Below are 17688 nucleotides of genomic sequence, written 5' to 3'. Positions count from 1 at the left end.
GCGAGATGACCCATCCCCCCATCGCCCTGACCATCGCCGGTTCGGACCCCGGGGGCGGCGCCGGCCTGCAGGCGGACCTGACGACCTTCACCCGGCTGGGGGTGCACGGGGCCACGGCGGTCACCGCCATCACCGTGCAGGACACCCGCAACGTGATCGACTTCAGCGTGCTGCCGGCCGCCCGGCTGCGCGCGCAGATCGAGGCCACGCTGGCAGACCTGAACGTGGGCGCGATCAAGATCGGCATGCTCGGCTCGGTGGAGAACGTCGAGACCGCCGCCGCGCTGCTGGGCGCGCACCCGCATATCCCGGCGGTGCTCGACCCGGTGATGGTCGCCGGCGGCGGGGGCGAGCTGGCGACCGAGGCGGTGATCGACGCGACCCGCGAGATCCTGCTCCCGCGCGCCACGCTGATCACCCCCAACGGTCCGGAGGCGCGCGCCCTGGCCGGGCACGACACCCCGGAGCGCCAGGGCGCGGCCCTGCGCGAACGCGGCGCGCGCAACGTGCTGATCACCGGTGGCCACGAGGGCGGCGAGGACGAGCCGATCCGCAACCGGCTGTTCCGCGAGGACGGCCACCAGCGGATGTTCGAACTGCCGCGTCACCCGGCCGGTTTCCACGGTTCGGGCTGCACCCTGGCCGCGGCCATCGCTGCCTTCCTCGCCCGCGGGCGCGACCTGGAACCGGCGGTGATCGAGGCGCAGAACTTCATGAACCACGCGGTGCAGACCGGCTATGCCCCCGGACAGGGCCAACACGTGCCCAACCGCCTGTGCCCGGCCAGCCATGACTGAACCCGTGACCGAGCCCATCATCGAGCGCGCGCCTCTGCGCGGGCTGTATTTCGTGACGCCGGCCCCGCCGCCGGGGGCGGATCCGCTGCAGACCCACACGAGCATGGCCGCAGCCGCCCTGGCCGGCGGGGCCTGCTGCGTACAGCTGCGCGACAAGCACCTGGAAGGGGAAGCACAGGAGACCGTGGCGCGGGCGCTCGCCCGGCTCTGCCACAACCACGGGGCGTATTTCATCGTCAACGACAACGTGGAGCTGGCCGCGCGCATCGGCGCCGACGGGGTGCACCTGGGGCGCGACGACCCCGACCCGGCCGGGGCTCGCACGCGGCTGGGCGATGCGGCGGTGATCGGCGTGTCCTGCTACAACGAGCTGGCCCGCGCGCGGGCGGCGCAGGCGGCCGGGGCCGATTACGTCGCCTTCGGCTCGATGTTTCCGTCACCGACCAAGCCGGAGGCGGTGCGGGCCACCCCGGAGCTGATCCGCCAGGCCCGGCGCGAACTCGCCGTGGCGATCTGCGCGATCGGCGGCATCACCGCGGACAACGCCGCGCAGGTGGTGGCCGCCGGCGCCGACATGGTCGCGGTGATCCAGGGCATCAGCGCCGCCCCCGACCCCGAGGCCGCCGCCCGCCGCATCGCCGCACTGTTCCGCACGACCTAGCACCTCTTTGCACCGCCGCCGCCCCCTCGCTAAGGTTGCGGGGTTGCACGGTCGGGGCCGCGGCCCCGACCCCAGGTCCCAACTCCCATTCCAGACAGGACACCGCCATGCAGGAAACGCTTCGCCTCTTTGAAGCCGCCAAAAACCGGATCCCCGGCGGCGTGAACTCCCCCGTGCGCGCCTTCAAGGGCGTCGGCGGGACCCCCATCTTCATGGACCGCGCCAACGGCGCCTACATGTGGGATGCCGACGGCAAGCGCTACATCGACTACATCGGCTCCTGGGGTCCGATGGTCGCCGGGCACGCCCACCCCGAGGTGATCGAGGCCGTGCGCGAGGCCTGCAACAACGGCCTGTCCTTCGGCTGCCCGACGCGGCTGGAAAGCGAGATGGCCGAGAAGATGTGCGAGCTGGTCCCGTCCATGGACATGGTGCGCATGACCAACTCGGGCTCCGAGGCCACCATGAGCGCGATCCGCCTGGCGCGCGGCTACACCGGCCGCGACCGCATCGTGAAGTTCGAGGGCAACTACCACGGCCACGGCGATTCCCTGCTGGTGAAGGCCGGCTCCGGCGCCCTGACCCTGGGCCAGCCGAGCTCGCCCGGCGTGCCGGCCGAACTGGCGGCGCTGACCAGCACGCTCAGCTACAACGACCCCGAGGGCGTGCGCGATTTCTTCCGCGAGAAGGGCGAGGAGATTGCCTGCATCATCGTCGAGCCGATCGCCGGGAACATGAACTGCATCCCGCCGGTGCCGGGCTTCCTCGAGACCCTGCGCGAGGTGTGCGACGAATACGGCACGGTGCTGATCTTCGACGAGGTAATGACCGGCTTCCGCGTGTCCGCGAACTGCGCCCAGGGCTATCTGGGCGTCACCCCGGACCTGACCACGCTGGGCAAGATCATCGGCGGCGGCATGCCGGTGGGCGCCTTCGGCGGCCGCCGCGAGATCATGGAGCAGCTGTCCCCGCTGGGGCCGATCTATCAGGCCGGCACCCTGTCCGGGAACCCGATCGCGATGACCGCCGGGATCCGCACCCTGGACATCCTCAGCCGCCCGGGTTTCCACGAGGACCTGGAAGAGCGCACGCGCAAGGTCGTCGCGGGCTTCGAGGAGGCCGCGCGCGAGGCCGGCGTGGCCCTGACCACCAATCAGGTCCCGGGCATGTTCGGGCTGTTCTTCAGCGAGGAGAAGGTCACCGATTTCGCCGGCACCACCGCCAGCGACACCGCGGCCTTCGGGCGCTTCTTCCACGCCATGCTGGAAGAAGGGGTCTACCTCGCACCCTCGGCCTTCGAGGCCGGCTTCATGTCCAGCGCCCACTCCGACGCGGACATCGAGGCCACCATCGAGGCCGCGCGCAAGTGCTTCAAGGCGCTGGACGCCTGATCCCCCTCGACCGGATCGGTACCGATGCGCGGACCTGTCGCCCTGAGCGCGGCCGGGCTGGCCCTTCTGGCGCTGGCCTGGGTCGCGCTGAGCGGGGCCTTTCAGGGCCTGGCCGAAGACTTCGAGGGTCCGGGCAGCACCGAGGTGGAGATCCCGCGCGCCGGTGACTATCGCCTGTGGCTGTATACCCGGACCTACCTCGACGGGACCTTCCGCGAGTTCCCCGAGCACCTTCCGGACGGAACCCGGGTCGTCGCCCGGACGCCCGACGGGGACGAAGCCGCCCGGCTGCAGCCTTCGCGGGCCACCCTGACGTACACCTCAGGGCAGACCGAACGGGTCTCCCTGGGACAATTCCACTTCCCGGAACCGGGGACGTACACGATCCTCGCCGAAGGGATGGAAGACGCGCGGGCCTTCACCCTCCGCGAGGCGCGCTTCCTCGAACATGCCCGACGCGCCGCCCTGTTCGGGATCCCCGGCGTGGTGATGTTCCTCGCCGGTGTCGTCCGGGGCATCGTGGTTGCCACCTCCGGACGCCGCGACGAGGAACCCGGTTCGTGACGCCCGCTGACGGCGCGCGGGCATGCCCCTGATCGAACCACTCGCGGCCACGCCCTCCGGGCTGGCCGTGCTGTTCGTTCTCCTCGGCCTGATCACCGGCATCCCCGCCGGGATGTTCGGGATCGGTGGCGGACTGGTACTGGTGCCAGTGTTCGTCGCGGTCTTCACCGTTTTGGGCTTTCCCGAGACGGGGCTGGTGCAGCTGGCCGTGGGATCGTCACTGGGCGCCATCATCCCCACCGCGGTGCTGTCGGCGCGGGCCCACCACCGCCGTGGCGGGGTGGACGGCGAGGCCGTGCGCCGGCTGCTGCCGGGGATCATCGGCGGGGCCCTGCTGGGTGCCGGCCTGGCCACCCAGCTCGACAGCGACCACCTCGGGCGGATCTTCGGTGCCTTCGAGGTCGCGATCGGCCTCTGGATGCTGCTCAACCTCCAGCCTCCACGCGCCCCGGTCCCGCGCCGCGGCGTGTGGCTGGGCGGGGGCGGCATCATTGGTGCGGTATCCGCGCTGATCGGGATCGGTGGCGGCACCCTGACCACCCCCTTCCTGGTCAGTCAGGGGCTGGAACTGCGCCGCGCCATCGGTTCGGCCGCGGCCCTCGGGGTGCCCATCTCCATCGGCGCGACCCTGGTGTTTGCCCTGCCGCAATGGACCACCGGCGACCCGGCCACCCCGGAATGGAGCCTGGGGTATCTCTACCTGCCGGCCATCACCGGGGTGGTCGCGGGTACCGCCATCAGCGTACGCGCCGGGGTCTGGCTGGCGCACCATCTGCCGGTCGCGGTGCTGCGCCGCGGCTTCGCCGGGGTCCTGATCCTCGCCGGCCTGCTGATGCTCCTGCGCTGACTCCGGCCCGGCGGTGCGGGGATCCGCAACCGCAGGGGGCGGCGCTCCCGCGCCGCATCGCGCAGAGGGCTGCGCTCCCACAAGGGGTGGGGCACCCCGGACTGCAGGAGGCCAGCCCTCTGGCCGACCGGGGCTCAGCCGTTCGGCGAGGTAATGCCCGTGAGGATCGCGGTCACCCCCAGCACGGCCGCGACCAGCATGCCTTCAACCGCGATGCTGCGCCGCAGGCGCCGGGGTGCCGTGGTGTCACCCCGTGAGAATGCCGGCACCAGGCGCCACTTGTTCAGCGCGGCCAGCAGCAGGAGCAGCGCCACCAGCAACACCTTGGCGAGCAGGAACTGTCCCCAGGCGGTAGTGAACAGGGGTGTCACGCCGCCCGCCAGCAGCACCGCCAGGACCGCGCCCGCAAGCACCAGCAGGCCCACCGCAAACAATGCGATACGCCCGAAACGGTCGAGGATGCGGGCGGCCGCCGGATCCGCGGCGGGTTGTCCCGCCAGGCGATAAAGCGGCCACAGGGATCCGATCCAGAACGCGGCCGCCAGCAGGTGCAGGATCAGCAGGCCGCCCAGCAGCACGCGCGGTTCGCCGGCCGTATGCCCGACCTGCACGAAGGCAAGCATCACCAGCAGGACGCCACCCAGACTCAGGCCGTAACCCACCCCCGGCAGCCGCCGGGCATCCAGCAGGATCGCCTGCACCAGCAGCAGGCCGGCCCCCGCCAGCACCAGCCGGGTTCCCTGCGCCCCTTCGAACACCATGCCCAGCAGCGCCGGATCGAACGCGGCGGACACATTCCCGCCGCCGAGATACCCCGCCTGCAGCGGCCACTGGATCAGGGCCAGCACGATCGCCACCCATGCCGCAACCGCGCCCGTGCGGCTGACCGCCCGCCGCTCCGGATCAGGCAGACCCGGAAACGCCAGGCGAAACAGCACCGCCCCGGCCGCCAGGAGGGCGCCGGCATGGAATCCGGCCGTCACCAGCATCAGGGCGACGGTCCAGGCATCCACACCGGCCAGTGCAGACAGCCAGGCCACCGCTCAGTCTTCCACGGTAAAGCGGAAGGTGTCGGACATCATGTGTCCGTCACGGGCCAGACCGCGCCAGCGGACTTCATAGCTGCCGGGCTCCATCGAGCCGGCCGGCCGCACGCGGTATTCCTCGGTCGACTCATTGCCCGGCTGGTTCTCAAGGGAGACCCGACCCTGCGGGCCGGTCACGTCGAACTGGGTGATGCGCATCGCGCCATCGAAGTGGATCCCGATCTCCTCGGGGGTGCCCTGGACCGTGGAGCCATCATTGGGCACCTGCCCCATTTCGCCCTCGTGGGCCAGCAACGGGGTGGCAACGGCCAGCAGCAGGGCCGCAAGGCCGGACAGCAGGGTGTTGCGCGTGATCATCGTCATGATTTCATCCTTTTCGTTGTTCGGGTGCAGTCGTGTCGTGTCAGCGTCCGCCGGCCACAGGCCACCGGGAACCGCCGGCTCGCAGTCCCGGCGCCCATGCCGGCGGTCACTCAGTGGTCATGGCCATCGTGGCCATTGTGTCCTCCATTCCCCCCGTGGCCGCCGTGCCCGCCATGGGCATCACGATCGGGGGTCGGGAGCTTCTCGGAGTCGGCATCCGCCAGCTTGCCGCGACGTACCGGGCTGCCGAATTCGGGGTCGTCGCTCACCTTGTGGGCCACCTCCCCGTCCGGGTGCCAGTACCAGCCCGGGTCGCGGAAATCCCCGGGTTCGAGGTCGTCGCGCACCTTGACCAGGGTGAACATGCCGCCCATGCCGATGTTGCCGAACGGCCCGTGACCCATGCCCATCGCCAGGGTGTTTTCCGGGCCCGGCATGTGGCCGCCGTCGGTGTGGTCCTGGTGATCCGCCATGCCGTGCTCGCCCATGGCCATGTAGCCCGGCAGGATGCTGCGGATCTCCTCCTCGATACCGGACTGATCGACCCCCAGCGGGTTGGCGATGCCATGCCCCATCGGGTTCATGGTGTGGTGGGTCATGTGGCAGTGGAACGCCCAGTCACCCGGCGGTGCCGTGAACTCGATATCCCGGGTCTGGCCGACCGCGACGATCTCGGTGACCTCCTTGCGCCACTGGCTGCGCGGCCAGCGCCCGCCATCGGAGCCGGTCACCTCGAACGTCACCCCGTGCACGTGCATCGGGTGGTTCCACATCGACAGGTTGCCCATGCGGATACGCACCCGTTCCCCGGTCTTCGCCACCAGCGAGTCGATGGCCGGGAACACCTTGGAGTTCATCGACCACAGGTCGAAGTCGACCATGATCGACGGGTCCGGCGTGCGCGTGCCCGGGTGCAGCCCCCAGTTGTGCAGCAGGATCGCGTAGTCGCGGTCCACCGGCTCGATCTCGCCATCCTTCGGGTGGATGATGAACATCCCCATCATCCCCATCGCCATCTGCACCATCTCGTCGGCGTGCGGGTGGTACATGTGCGTGCCGTGCTGGTTCAGCTCGAACTCGTAGACGAAGGTCTCGCCCGGATGGATCGGCGGCTGGGTCACGCCCTTCACCCCGTCCATGCCCGAAGGCAGATGGATGCCGTGCCAGTGCACCGAGGTGTATTCCGGCAGGCGGTTGGTCACATAAATACGGACCTTGTCGCCTTCGACCGCCTCGATGGTCGGCCCCGGAGTGGTGCCGTTGTAGCCCCAGCATCTGGCCACCGAACCGGGCGCGAACTCGTGCTCGATCTCCTCGGCGACCAGGTGGAACTCCTTCACGCCGTTGTTCATTTCGTAGGGCAGGGTCCAGCCGTTCGGCGTGTGCACCGGCATGTAGCCTTCGTCGGTGCGTTCGCCGGGCGTGGCGTCGCCCTCGTTGTGGTGCTCGTGACCCGTTTCCGCCATTACCCGGGTCAGGGTAGTTGCCGGCAGCATTGCCGCGCCGGCGGCCAGCAGGAAATTACGCCGTTTCATCAGTGATGCCCTCCGTGACCGTTGTCGCCGTGGTCACCGTGATCGCCATGGTCGTGATCCTCGTGGTCCCCGTGGTCCCCGTGGTCCCCGTGGTCCCCGTGGTCCCCGTGATCCTCGTGGTCCCCGTGATCTCCGTGATCTCCGTGATCTCCGTGGTCCCCGTGGCCGTGATCCATCGCGGACGGATCATGTTCGAGACCGTCGGTCTCAAGGTACCCCTCGTCACCCGGCATCCCGCCCGGCAGTTCGCCGGCCACGCTAAAGGTCAGATCCACCCGGGCCCGCCAGTAATCACCCAGCGCGGCCACCGCGCGCTGCCAGTCGGCGAGCTCTTCCTGCTTGGTCTCGAGCAGGTCGAAGACATCGTCGAACATGAAGTTCACGCGTTCCTGCATGCGCTCCACCTCGATCTCGCGAGCCGGAACCAGTTCGTAGCGCTTGGTGCTGAACTTGTCACGGTTGTGATTCAGCCGCACGAAATGCTGGTGGACGTCAGCGGTCACGGCCTGCTCCAGTTCGGCCTTCCGGGCCTCGCCGTCCTCCAGCCGCGCCTCGGCACGGGCGATGCCGGCCTGGTTCTGATTGAAGATCGGCAGGGTGAAGGAGATGCCTCCGCCCCACAGGCGGGTGCCATCGGTCTCGCGCTCGAACTCGATACCGGGCTCGATGTCGCCCAGCCAGCGATAGCGCCGCACCAGGGCCACGCCCTCGGTGAGCCCCTCCAGGGCGTGATCCAGGGCCCGCAGATCCAGACGCTGCTCCAGGGCCTGCTCGACCAGGGCCTCGCGATCCTCCACGCCGGCCAGCGGCAGTGGCAGCTTGCCGGGGACCTCCCAGTCATCGACGTGACCGGGCAGCCCCATCAGGTGCGCCAGACGCAGACGGGTCTCGCGCTCGCGCTGCCGTGCATCCTCGAGCTTCAGGCGAGCTTCGGCGGCCCGGATATTCAGCTGAGCCCGCTTCAGGTCAGTCTTGTTGCCGGCGTCATAAAAGCGTTCGCCCAGCAGCGAACCGAGATCCGCGGCACGGGCCTCCAATGCCTGCACCTGCGCCCGCTGACGCGCGGCCACCGCGTCATACCAGGCACGTTCGGTGTCCGAGGCCAGGGCCACCATGCCCTCGGCCAGCTGCAGACGGGTGGACTCCCAGTGGGCCTCGGCGATGTCCTGACGCGCACTGCGCATCAGCAGGCCGGAGATCCCCCAGGCCAGACCGACCCCGGTCTCGTTGCCGCCACCGCCCTCGGGGCGCATCACCGACAGCGACAGGGTGGGATTGGAGAACTGGGCGGCCTCGACCACGTCGGCGGCCGTCAGATCCAGTTCGGCGTAGGCCTGCTGCATGCGCGGGTTGCGCCACAGGGCCTGATGAATGGCCTCCTCGAGCGTCAGCTCGCCGGAGGGTCGGGGCATCTCCGACTCGGGCAGGTCGATCCCCTGCACCGAGACATCCTCCGCCAGGTCGGAGCGATCCAGCTCGGGCGCGGTGACCGCGCAGCCGGCGAGGAACAGCACCGACACGACGGGGAGCAGCAATCGGGTTGCTCGCATCGTGAAAATCTCCTTGATCGGACTTCGATTCCGCATCCCGCGCGAACGCGCGACACGGCCTTGCCATCCGCCAGCACCGGGTGGAACCCGGACGTGCGGACAGCTCCGGCACTCGGGCCGGTAAGTCAGATCAGGAGAGGATCGGGGGGCGGTACAACGCGGCCGCGGGCGGACCGCTCTGGAAGGAATACAGGCTCATGGCCTGCTTCACCGGGTCCGGGACATCGGTGCCGGACGAAGTCGGCATACCCTGGCAGTGACCGCAGGCCGAGCAACTGGCCAGACAGCTGGCGTCCACGCAGTCGGCGTGCCCGAGCGGGTCGCCGGCATGGGAAGCATCGGATGTCGCGGGGGCATGGTGATCGTCATGCGACTCATCGGCATGGCCGGTGTGCTGACCATGCCCATGATGGTAGTGCCGGTCGGCACCATGGGCATGGTCCTGCCCGTGACGAGCGTGCGGATCATCGGCGGACGGGGTTCCGTGCATCGCCGCATGACCGACGTGACCATCTTCCATGCCCACTGCCGCAGCCACCGCCGGCAGGCCGGCAATCGCCGCCACCAGCATCCAGCACAGCAGTTGTTGGAAGACCCGTTTCACGTCAGTCGAAACCTCGTCTCGAGGGGCGGTGCCACCCGGTAACCACGCAAGAAACTACCACAACCCGCGGCTCCCTGTGGACGCAACCCCGGCATTCTACAATCCGGCGCCGGGGGCACCCGCGGAGATCGCCACGGCGCTGCGCGCCTCGCGATGACGGGAACCCCTCCAGCCCCGTCGTTGCGAGGAGCCGAAGGCGACGCGGCAACCTCCGGACCGGGACCCGGCGCGGGCGGGTCGCGCAGGGGGCTGCGCTCCTACAAGCGCCCGTGGGAGGCCAGCCCTCTGGCCGATTCAGGCGTCGGCCAGCGCGCGCTCGATCACGTCACGCAGGTCGCGCGAGATTTCGAGGGCGGCAAGGCGCTCGAGTTCCGCGCGCATCTGCTCGCCGCGCGCCGGATCCACCTTGCGCCAGCGGGTCAGCGGCTGCACCAGACGCGCGGCGGTCTGCGGGTTCATCCTGTCCAGCTTCTCCACGAAGCCGGCAATGCGATGGTAGCCCTCGCCGTCGGCCTGGTGGAAATGGCGTTCGTTGCGGGCCATGAACGGGCCCAGCACCGCGCGCACGCGGTTGGGGTTGGACCAGCGGAACCCGGGATGCTGCAGCAGGTACTCCAGGCGGTCGAAACCGCCCGGCACCTGGCTGGCCGCCTGCAGGCCGAAGTACTTGTCCAGCACCAGCGGGTCGTCGTGGTAGCGCCGCTCGAAGTCGGCCAGCAGCAGGGCCCGGGCCTCGTGGTTCAGGTCGTTGATGGCATTCAACGCCCCCATGCGCATGGTCTGGCTGCGGGCCTTGCGGTACTGCTCCAGCACCTCGGGCACCGCGGATTCGTCACCGGCCGCCACCCGCAATGCCAGCAGGCGGTTGCGCAGGCGCCTCTGCCCCATGGCATCGGCGGTGAACGCGCCGTTGTCGATATCGTCCAGCTTCGGCTGGCGCTCGCGCAGCCGGTCCGCCAGCGGGGCGTACAGCCGCGCCTCCAGGGCATCACGCTCGGCCCGCAGGCGCACCGGGTCCACGCAGTCGAACAGCTCCGCCAGCTCGCGCGGCGGCGGCAGCTGGAGGATCGTGGCCAGCAGCACGGGCTCGATCGCCGGATCCTCCAGCAGGGCCGCCAGGGCGTGCTGGATTTCCGCCTCCAGCACCGAGTCGGCGGCGTCGTCCTCGATGCGCGCCCGGATCGCGCGCCGCATCAGGGTCTGCGCCGCTTCCCAGCGACTGAAGGCATCGTCGTCATGGGCCAGCAGGTGGGCCAGGGTCGTCGCGCTCTGGTTGGCCTCCAGGATCACCGGCGCGGAGAAACCGCGCAGCCAGGACACGGCCCGCGGGGTCGCCGAGAGTTCGTCGAAATGGAAACTGCGCTCGGAGCGGTCGAGCTCCAGCACCCATTCATCCTGCTCCGGGCCGCCCTCCAGGCGCCCGCGGATGCGCCGCCCGTCGTCATCCAGCATCGCCACCCGTACCGGGATGACCACCGGCTCCTTGTGTTCCTGGCCCGGCGTCGGCGGGGTGTACTGCCCCAGGCTGATGCGGAACTCGCCGGTGGAGCCATCCTGCGCGGTGGCGGCGGTCACGTGCGGGGTGCCGGCCTGGGTGTACCAGCGCTTGAATGCCGTCAGGTCGCGCCCGCTGACCTCGGCCATCACGGCCACGAAGTCGTCGGTGGTCACCGCCTGGCCATCGAAGCGCTCGAAGTACACATCCAGCCCGCGGCGGAAGGTCTCGCGCCCGATCAGGGTGCGCAGCATGCGGATCAGCTCCGCGCCCTTCTCGTACACCGTCAGGGTGTAGAAATTGTTGATCTCGGCGTAATGATCCGGGCGCACCGGGTGCGCCAGCGGACCGGCGTCCTCGGGGAACTGATGGGCGCGCAGCAGCGAGACATCGTCGATGCGCTTGACCCCGTACAGCGTGCAGTCGGTGGTGAACTCCTGGTCGCGGAAGACCGTGAGCCCCTCCTTCAGCGACAGCTGGAACCAGTCGCGGCAGGTCACGCGGTTGCCCGACCAGTTGTGGAAGTACTCGTGGGCGATCACCGACTCGATGGCGACGAAGTCGTCGTCGGTGGCGGTGTCGGGGCTGGCCAGCACGTACTTGGCGTTGAACAGGTTCAACCCCTTGTTCTCCATTGCCCCCATGTTGAAGTCGTCCACCGCGACGATCATGTACACGCCGAGATCGTATTCGCGGCCGAAGGCCTCCTCGTCATAGCGCATCGCGCGCTTCAGCGAGGCCAGCGCGTGGTCGCAACGATCGGCGTTGTGCGCCTCCACGTACAGTTCAAGCTGAACCTCGCGCCCGGACATCGTGGTGAAGGTGTCGCGCTGGCAGGCCAGATCCCCCGCGACCAGTGCAAACAGGTACGACGGCTTCAGGAACGGATCCTCCCACACCGCATAGTGGCGCCCGCCGTCCAGCTCGCCGGCCTCCACGCGGTTGCCGTTGGCCAGCAACACCGGGTACTGCGCCCGGTCCGCCTCCAGGCGCACGCGGTAGGTGGTCAGCACATCCGGGCGGTCGGGGAAGAATGTGATGCGGCGAAAGCCCTCCGGCTCGCACTGGGTGCAGAGGTTGCCGCTGGAGGCGTACAGGCCTTCCAGCGCGGTGTTCTGCTCCGGGTGGCAGCGGCTGACGATCTCCAGCCGCGCCGCTTCCGGCAGGCCGTGCAACAGCAGGCCGTCGGCGTCTTCTTCCAGCATGCCCTCGCCCGGCTCCGCGCCATCCACCGTCAGCGACACCAGCTCCACGCCGTCACCGTACAACCGCAGCGGTGCTCCCGGCTCCGCCGCCTGCGGGTTGCGGCGCACCGCCATGCGCGTCGTCACCTCGGTGGTCGCCGCGGCCAGATCGAAATCCAGTTCCAGGTCCTCCACCTCGAACGCCGGCGACTGGTACTCGCTCAGATAGACCGGCTGGGGGTTCGCATCACGCATTCCAGACTCCAGATCAAAAACATTGCCAAAGGTTTAACACGGCGCCGCTGCCCCGGCCCAAACCCGGACGCCGGCGCCGTCATTGCAACGCCGGGGCTCCTCACAGAGATCGCCACGTCGCTGCGCTCCTCGCCATGACAGTGTTTCTTCCCCCCGTCATTGCGAAGCCCGACTGTATCCCCCGTCATTGCGCCCCACTCCCCGTCATTGCGAGGAGCGCAGCGACGAAGCAATCTGCCGGCCCGAAACCACCGGAGCCCTCGAATCCACCGCACTGCCAGCCGCAGGAGATTGCTTCACCGCCTTCGGCGCCTCGCAATGACGCAGCCGGGGAACTGGCACTGTGCGTCCAATCCGTTAGCATACCGCGCATGGAATGGATCGATATCTGCTTCAACCTTACCCACGAATCCTTCAACAAGGAACGCGACGAGGTTCTCGAGCGCGCGCGCGAGGCCGGCGTGTCCTGGATGCTGATCACCGGCGCCGACGCCCACCAGAGCGAGAAGTGCCTGAAGATCGCCGACCAGTACCCGGACTGCTGCCGCGCCACCCTGGGCGTGCATCCGCACCTGGCAAAGCAGTGGACCGACGCGATCGCCGCGCGGTTCAGTGACCTCGCCCGCGCGGACGACAACGTCGTCGCCATGGGCGAGATGGGGCTGGACTACAACCGCGACCACTCGCCGCGCCCGCAGCAGCGCATCGCCTTCGAGGCCCAGCTGGAGCTGGCCGCCGATCTCGGCCTGCCGGTGTTCCTGCACGAACGCGACGCCCACCACGACTTCGCGCAGATCCTGCGCCGCTGGCGCGACAAGGTACCGGCCGCCGTGGTGCACTGCTTTACCGGCGAGGCCGACGCCCTGGCCGAATACCTCGACCTCGACTGCCACATCGGCATCACCGGCTGGGTCTGCGACGAGCGCCGCGGCAAACACCTGCACCCCCTGGTGCCGACCATCCCGCGCGGTCGCCTGATGATCGAGACCGACGCCCCCTACCTGCTGCCGCGCACCCTGCCCAAGGGCACCGGCAAGAAGATCGGCAACGGCCGGCGCAACGAGCCCGCCTTCCTCCCCCACATCGGCGAATACGTGGCCCAACTGCGCGACGAACCCCCGGAAGACCTCGCCGCCCACACCACCGCCACCGCCCGCGCGTTCTACAACCTGCCGCCCGCCACCGTCGAGTGATGCTCCGGTGAAAATGTCCAGCCACCTTGCCACCAACAGGAAGAACGAACAGACAAGGGCTATAAAAGGCCAAACCCTCAAGGAAGAGGAGCCAACATGAGCCAGGAAGACGAAACCCCGATCGTCATCTACGAGAATGCCAACCATACCGTGGAAGTCCGGCTGGACACCGGGCGCGATACGGTTTGGTTGACGCAGCGGCAAATGGCCGAGCTCTTCGACACCTCAACCGACAACGTCGGTCTGCATCTCAAGAACATCTACAAAGACGACGAACTCGATGAACCGTCAACTACCGAGGATTCCTCGGTACTTCGACAGGAAGGCGCTCGCCAGGTCTCACGACGCATCAAGCTGTACTTCGTGATCAAGAACCACCCCTTCTCCGACGGCAACAAGCGCAGCGCCGCCTACCTGTTCGTCGACTTCCTGCATCGCAATCACCGTCTCATCAGCCCAGCCGGCGAGCCCGTGATCAACGATGTGGGCCTGGCCGCCCTGACCCTGCTGGTGGCGGAATCCGACCCCGACAACAAGGAAACGATGATCCGCCTGATCATGAACATGCTCGCGCACGAGACCGAAACCGCATGACTCATGTCGCCCCGCCTATCGCGCCAGCCGTGGGCAGCAAGGCTCACCCGTGACCTTGAATGTCTGAGCACACGCCCCGTCAAAGTCATTCTCGGGTCGCGCTGGTCACCGGCGCGGCGCGCGGGATCGGGCTCGGCATTGCCGAGCGCCTGGTGCAGGATGGCTGGAAGGTCGTGCTGGCCGATATCGACGGCCGCGAATGTGAACAGGCGGCCGCGCGCATGGGGCCCGCCGCCCGGGCCATGACGCTGGATGTCCGCGACGAGGAACAGGTCCGCGAGGCCATCCGGCGCACGGAGGAATGGCACGGCGGCCTGGATGCCCTGGCGAACAACGCCGGCATCAGCGACCCGCACTCCGGTCCACTGGAAGGGCTGGACCTGGCCGACTGGCAACGCTGGCTGGACACCAACCTGACCGGCGCCTTCCTGCTCGCCAAGCACGCCCTGCCCCTGCTGCGCCGCCGCCGGGGCGCCATCGTCAACATCAGCTCCACCCGCGCGCTGCAGTCGGAACCGGACACCGAGGCCTACGCCGCGAGCAAGGGCGGACTGGACGCCTTCACCCACGCGCTGGCCGTCAGCGCCGGACCGGAGGTCCGAGTGAACGCCATCCGCCCCGGCTGGATCGACACGCGCGGCCCCGAACAGCAACAGGCCGAGCCGCTGTCCGCACAGGACCACGCCCAGCACCCGGCCGGGCGCGTCGGCCAGCCCGTCGACATCGCGGCCCTCGCCGCCTTCCTGCTCGGCCCCGACGCCGGCTTCGTCACCGGCCAGATCTGGACCGCCGACGGCGGTATGACCCGCCGCATGCTCTACGCCGACTGACTCGTTCCGTCGACGGAACGGATCCGTCACCCCGTACTCGTCAAAGTCGGACCGGCCCCGAAGCTGAGCAGGCGCTGCTGCACCACATCGGCGACCACCCGCAGGGCGGCGTCGCGGGTGTCGTGCACCTGCACGGTGGCGCGTACGGCGGGGTCCACGGGCTCGCCGAGGGCGACCTCGGGGTCGACCTCGGGCGTGTGCGCGGGGCACCCGTCGAGCCAGGCGGGGTGGTACTCGCAACCCGGTTCGGCGGGAAACAGCGCGGCGTAGGCGATCCGCGCCTCGACCAGGTCCTGGAAGAAGTGACTGCCGAACGAGAGGTCGGGGACGATGCCGGCATCGGAGTCGGCCACCTCCACCAGCATGCGCACGCGGTCGATGTCGGCGAAGCGCACGGGTACGCCCAGTTCGGGGGTGCTGGTGCCCCAGCGGCCGGGGCCGATGAGGAGCGTGGCGCAGTCTTGGGGACGGGCGTACTGACGGTTGAGCGCACCGACCAGGCGGGCCACGGCGTATTTCTGCGGGCGGGAAAGCACCGCGTAGCGTGCGCCGTCCACGCGGATGACGCGCCCTATGGCGAGGTCCAGATTGCCACCCATGAAGCGGCCCTGGCTGGCGAACAGCAGTCGTTGCGGATCGACCTGCCCGGGCAGTTCCACCGGCCGGTCGCTGCCCAGGGTGGCGAGCGGCCGGCACTGCACCAGGTTCACGCCGGCGTTGCCTTCGGCGTCGAGGTGCACGGTGAACTCGACGTCCACCGGGTGGGCATAGGCGGCCTCCAGGGTCTTGAGCAGGTCGCGCATCAGCGGGGCGAAGCCGGTGCGCTGCAGCAGCGGGGTGAAGGTGACCCGCCACAGGCGCTCCTCGCGCCCCTGCTCGCGGGCGCGGCGGCCGGCCTCGCGGTCGATCTCGCCGAGCAGGTTCAGCGGCAAGTCCGGTGCGGTCTCGGCCAGTTGCTGGACGGGCACGGCGGCCTCGCGGTTGGCCTCGATGTCGAGCACGTCGGCGGCGTGCTGCGAGTAGCGGTACAACTCGTCCCGGCTGTGAAACGGCCGCCGCTCGGGCTGGTCCAGCGCCACCACGCAGGCATGATCGCGCGCGACCCGGTCCACCGCGCGGGTGCCCAGCCCCAGCACCAGGCGCAGCATCCCGGCGGACGGGTCCAGCGCGCCGTCCCACACAAAGGTGTTCCACGAGACCCCGACCCCGGCTGCCTCCGGCAGGTAGTAGCGCCCGTGGTAACGGCCGTTGACCCGCTGCAGCAGCAGCGCCATGGGTTCTTCCTGGTCCACCAGGCCGCGCTGCTGGCGGTAGCTCAGCGCGTCGTGGCTCATGGTCGAGGCATAGACCCGGCGGATGGCGTCCTCGAGCTGCGCCAGGCGCTCGCCGGGACTGCCCTGGTTCACGCAGAACACGCTCTCGTACTTGCCGGCAAAGGCGTTGCCGAAGCCGTCTTCCAGAAGGCTGCTGGAGCGCACCAGGATCGGGTACTGCCCGTAATGGTCGAGCACCCGCTCCAGCTCGCGGCGCACCTCCGGCGGGATCTCGCCGTGCAGCATATCCTCGCGCAGGCCGTGCGCCTCGTCGAAATAGCCCTCCGCGGTGCGCTGGTGCATCAGCCGCGGCCACCAGCCGTTGTGCACCAGATAGGCGTAGTACACGTCCGCACCGATGAAGTGCGAGTCGTGGGGTTCCAGTGCCCGCCCCCAGCGCTGCGGGTCCTGCGCGAGCAGGATGCGCCGCGCCAGCAGCATGCCCGCGGCCTTGCCGCCGATGTAGCCACTGCCGACCATGCGGCTGCGGATCGCCAGCAGCTCCTCCAGCCCGAGGTGGCGCCGCGCCAGTTCCAGCATGCGCTCGTCGCGCCCGATGAGCACCCGCAGGATCTCGTCCTGTACCCGGGCGCGGTCGGCCGCCGGCGCCCCCTGCGCCAGCGCGTCGGAGGCGGCGAGGAACAGGCGATCCCAGTAGTCCAGCAGCTGCCGCCCGTGCTGCTGGCCGGGGCGCTGTTCCTCCAGCAACGCCTGCAGCCGCGTGGCCTCGCTGCTGTCCACCACCGGCTCGAACTGCGTGCCGCACTGGCGGTGCGGCAGGAACATGGTCGGCGAGCTGCGCTGCCACACCTTGACCGGCTGCACGTGCACCGCGTCGCCGGCGCGGCGCACGTCGAGCAGCACCTGCGTGGTCTCACGGATGCGCGACAGCGTGGTATGCGAATGGCTGTGCGGGTGCAGCGCGAACCAGGCCACGGTGTCCATCTCGTACAGATACGGGCAGATGGCGCGGAAGAAGTTGCCCACCATGTGGTCGGTGGCCCAGGCATCCAGCAGATCCGACAGACAGTCGCACAGATAGAAGGCACCTCGGCCATGCTCGGTGATCAGCCGGAACACGTGGCGGGTGAACGGCTCGAACCCGCGCAGGGCGTCGATCGCGACCACCTCGATACCCGGGCCCGGCTCCACCAGCGGCGCATGCGCGCCAAAGCGCAGATAGATGATGGAGCGGTGCTGGGCGCGGGCGGCGGCCACGAACGGTTCGACGAAGCGGCGGTAGTCCTCGATGTCGTCGACCCGCCAGACCACGTTGTCGCCGATGCGCAGCCCGTCGAGCACCCGGTCCAGGCCTTCCAGCCCGGTGGAGACGGCTTCCTGCTGCGCCTGCGGATCGGTGATCATGGTGCGCCCGTGCGGCTCGGGGGAAACCGGGTCAATGTACACGTTCGCCCTGCCCCGGCACCACGATACCCGCCAGCCCGGACTTGCCGTACGATGGTGGA

The 17688-nt window shown here is 69.3% G+C and carries 15 protein-coding genes; 8 read left to right on the top strand and 7 right to left on the bottom strand.

Going from position 1 to position 17688, the window contains the following annotated elements:
* The first annotated feature begins 5 nt into the window (after window positions 1-5).
* The 5 genes from thiD (at window position 6) to D577_RS0107025 (ending at window position 4260) form a co-directional block, all read left to right on the top strand.
* Window positions 6-797, top strand: coding sequence for a bifunctional hydroxymethylpyrimidine kinase/phosphomethylpyrimidine kinase (gene thiD, locus D577_RS0107045; protein WP_018946817.1), 792 nt, complete (start codon window positions 6-8; stop codon window positions 795-797).
* Window positions 790-1458: a thiamine phosphate synthase gene (gene thiE / locus D577_RS0107040; protein ID WP_038036112.1), complete on the top strand. Its 669-nt coding sequence runs from the start codon at window positions 790-792 to the stop codon at window positions 1456-1458. Before thiD ends, thiE begins: the two co-directional genes overlap by 8 nt.
* A gap of 107 nt (window positions 1459-1565) precedes the next feature.
* Window positions 1566-2849 (top strand): glutamate-1-semialdehyde 2,1-aminomutase, encoded by a 1284-nt coding sequence (gene hemL / locus D577_RS0107035; RefSeq protein ID WP_018946815.1) that lies wholly within the window; start codon window positions 1566-1568, stop codon window positions 2847-2849.
* A gap of 24 nt (window positions 2850-2873) precedes the next feature.
* Entirely contained in the window at window positions 2874-3413 is a 540-nt protein-coding gene (locus D577_RS0107030; protein ID WP_018946814.1) for a hypothetical protein, read from the top strand.
* Between the two features lie 22 nt (window positions 3414-3435).
* Window positions 3436-4260 carry a sulfite exporter TauE/SafE family protein gene (locus tag D577_RS0107025; RefSeq protein ID WP_018946813.1) on the top strand — a complete coding sequence of 275 codons (825 nt, stop codon included), beginning with the start codon at window positions 3436-3438 and terminating at the stop codon, window positions 4258-4260.
* A 134-nt stretch (window positions 4261-4394) separates the two neighbouring features.
* Here D577_RS0107025 and D577_RS0107020 read toward each other — a convergent pair whose 3' ends face one another.
* The 6 genes from D577_RS0107020 to pepN all read right to left on the bottom strand — a co-directional run bounded on the left by D577_RS0107020 (window position 4395) and on the right by pepN (window position 12292).
* Window positions 4395-5300: a CopD family protein gene (locus D577_RS0107020; RefSeq protein WP_018946812.1), complete on the bottom strand. Its 906-nt coding sequence runs from the start codon at window positions 5298-5300 to the stop codon at window positions 4395-4397.
* Window positions 5301-5303: 3 nt separating this feature from the next.
* Window positions 5304-5672, bottom strand: coding sequence for a copper resistance CopC family protein (locus tag D577_RS0107015; protein WP_026288960.1), 369 nt, complete (start codon window positions 5670-5672; stop codon window positions 5304-5306).
* Window positions 5673-5779: 107 nt separating this feature from the next.
* Entirely contained in the window at window positions 5780-7204 is a 1425-nt protein-coding gene (locus D577_RS0107010; RefSeq protein WP_018946810.1) for a multicopper oxidase family protein, read from the bottom strand.
* Complete coding sequence (locus D577_RS0107005; protein WP_018946809.1) at window positions 7204-8739, bottom strand: TolC family protein; 1536 nt, start codon at window positions 8737-8739, stop codon at window positions 7204-7206. Before D577_RS0107005 ends, D577_RS0107010 begins: the two co-directional genes overlap by 1 nt.
* A gap of 145 nt (window positions 8740-8884) precedes the next feature.
* Window positions 8885-9325 (bottom strand): hypothetical protein, encoded by a 441-nt coding sequence (locus tag D577_RS14025; RefSeq protein ID WP_024328682.1) that lies wholly within the window; start codon window positions 9323-9325, stop codon window positions 8885-8887.
* A 327-nt stretch (window positions 9326-9652) separates the two neighbouring features.
* A complete protein-coding gene (gene pepN / locus D577_RS0106995) occupies window positions 9653-12292 on the bottom strand; it encodes an aminopeptidase N (RefSeq protein ID WP_018946807.1) in 2640 nt (879 codons plus the stop codon).
* 371 nt (window positions 12293-12663) lie between these two features.
* Here pepN and D577_RS0106990 point away from each other — a divergent pair, with 371 nt between their 5' ends.
* From D577_RS0106990 to D577_RS0106980, 3 genes are all read left to right on the top strand, one after another.
* Window positions 12664-13485 (top strand): TatD family hydrolase, encoded by an 822-nt coding sequence (locus D577_RS0106990; RefSeq protein ID WP_018946806.1) that lies wholly within the window; start codon window positions 12664-12666, stop codon window positions 13483-13485.
* 96 nt (window positions 13486-13581) lie between these two features.
* Window positions 13582-14079, top strand: coding sequence for a Fic family protein (locus D577_RS0106985; RefSeq protein WP_018946805.1), 498 nt, complete (start codon window positions 13582-13584; stop codon window positions 14077-14079).
* A gap of 59 nt (window positions 14080-14138) precedes the next feature.
* On the top strand, window positions 14139-14909 hold the full coding sequence (locus tag D577_RS0106980) for an SDR family oxidoreductase (protein ID WP_018946804.1): 771 nt from the start codon (window positions 14139-14141) through the stop codon (window positions 14907-14909).
* Window positions 14910-14935: 26 nt separating this feature from the next.
* On the opposite strand, the gene D577_RS0106975 is transcribed toward D577_RS0106980, so the two are convergent.
* Entirely contained in the window at window positions 14936-17587 is a 2652-nt protein-coding gene (locus D577_RS0106975) for a PEP/pyruvate-binding domain-containing protein (RefSeq protein ID WP_018946803.1), read from the bottom strand.
* Window positions 17588-17688 lie beyond the last annotated feature (101 nt).

It is taken from the genome of Thioalkalivibrio sp. AKL17 (assembly GCF_000377885.1).
Taxonomy (GTDB): Bacteria; Pseudomonadota; Gammaproteobacteria; order Ectothiorhodospirales; family Ectothiorhodospiraceae; genus Thioalkalivibrio; species Thioalkalivibrio halophilus.
The sequence above is the reverse complement of the archived record's forward strand: the minus strand, read 5'-3'. Positions and strand labels throughout refer to the sequence as shown.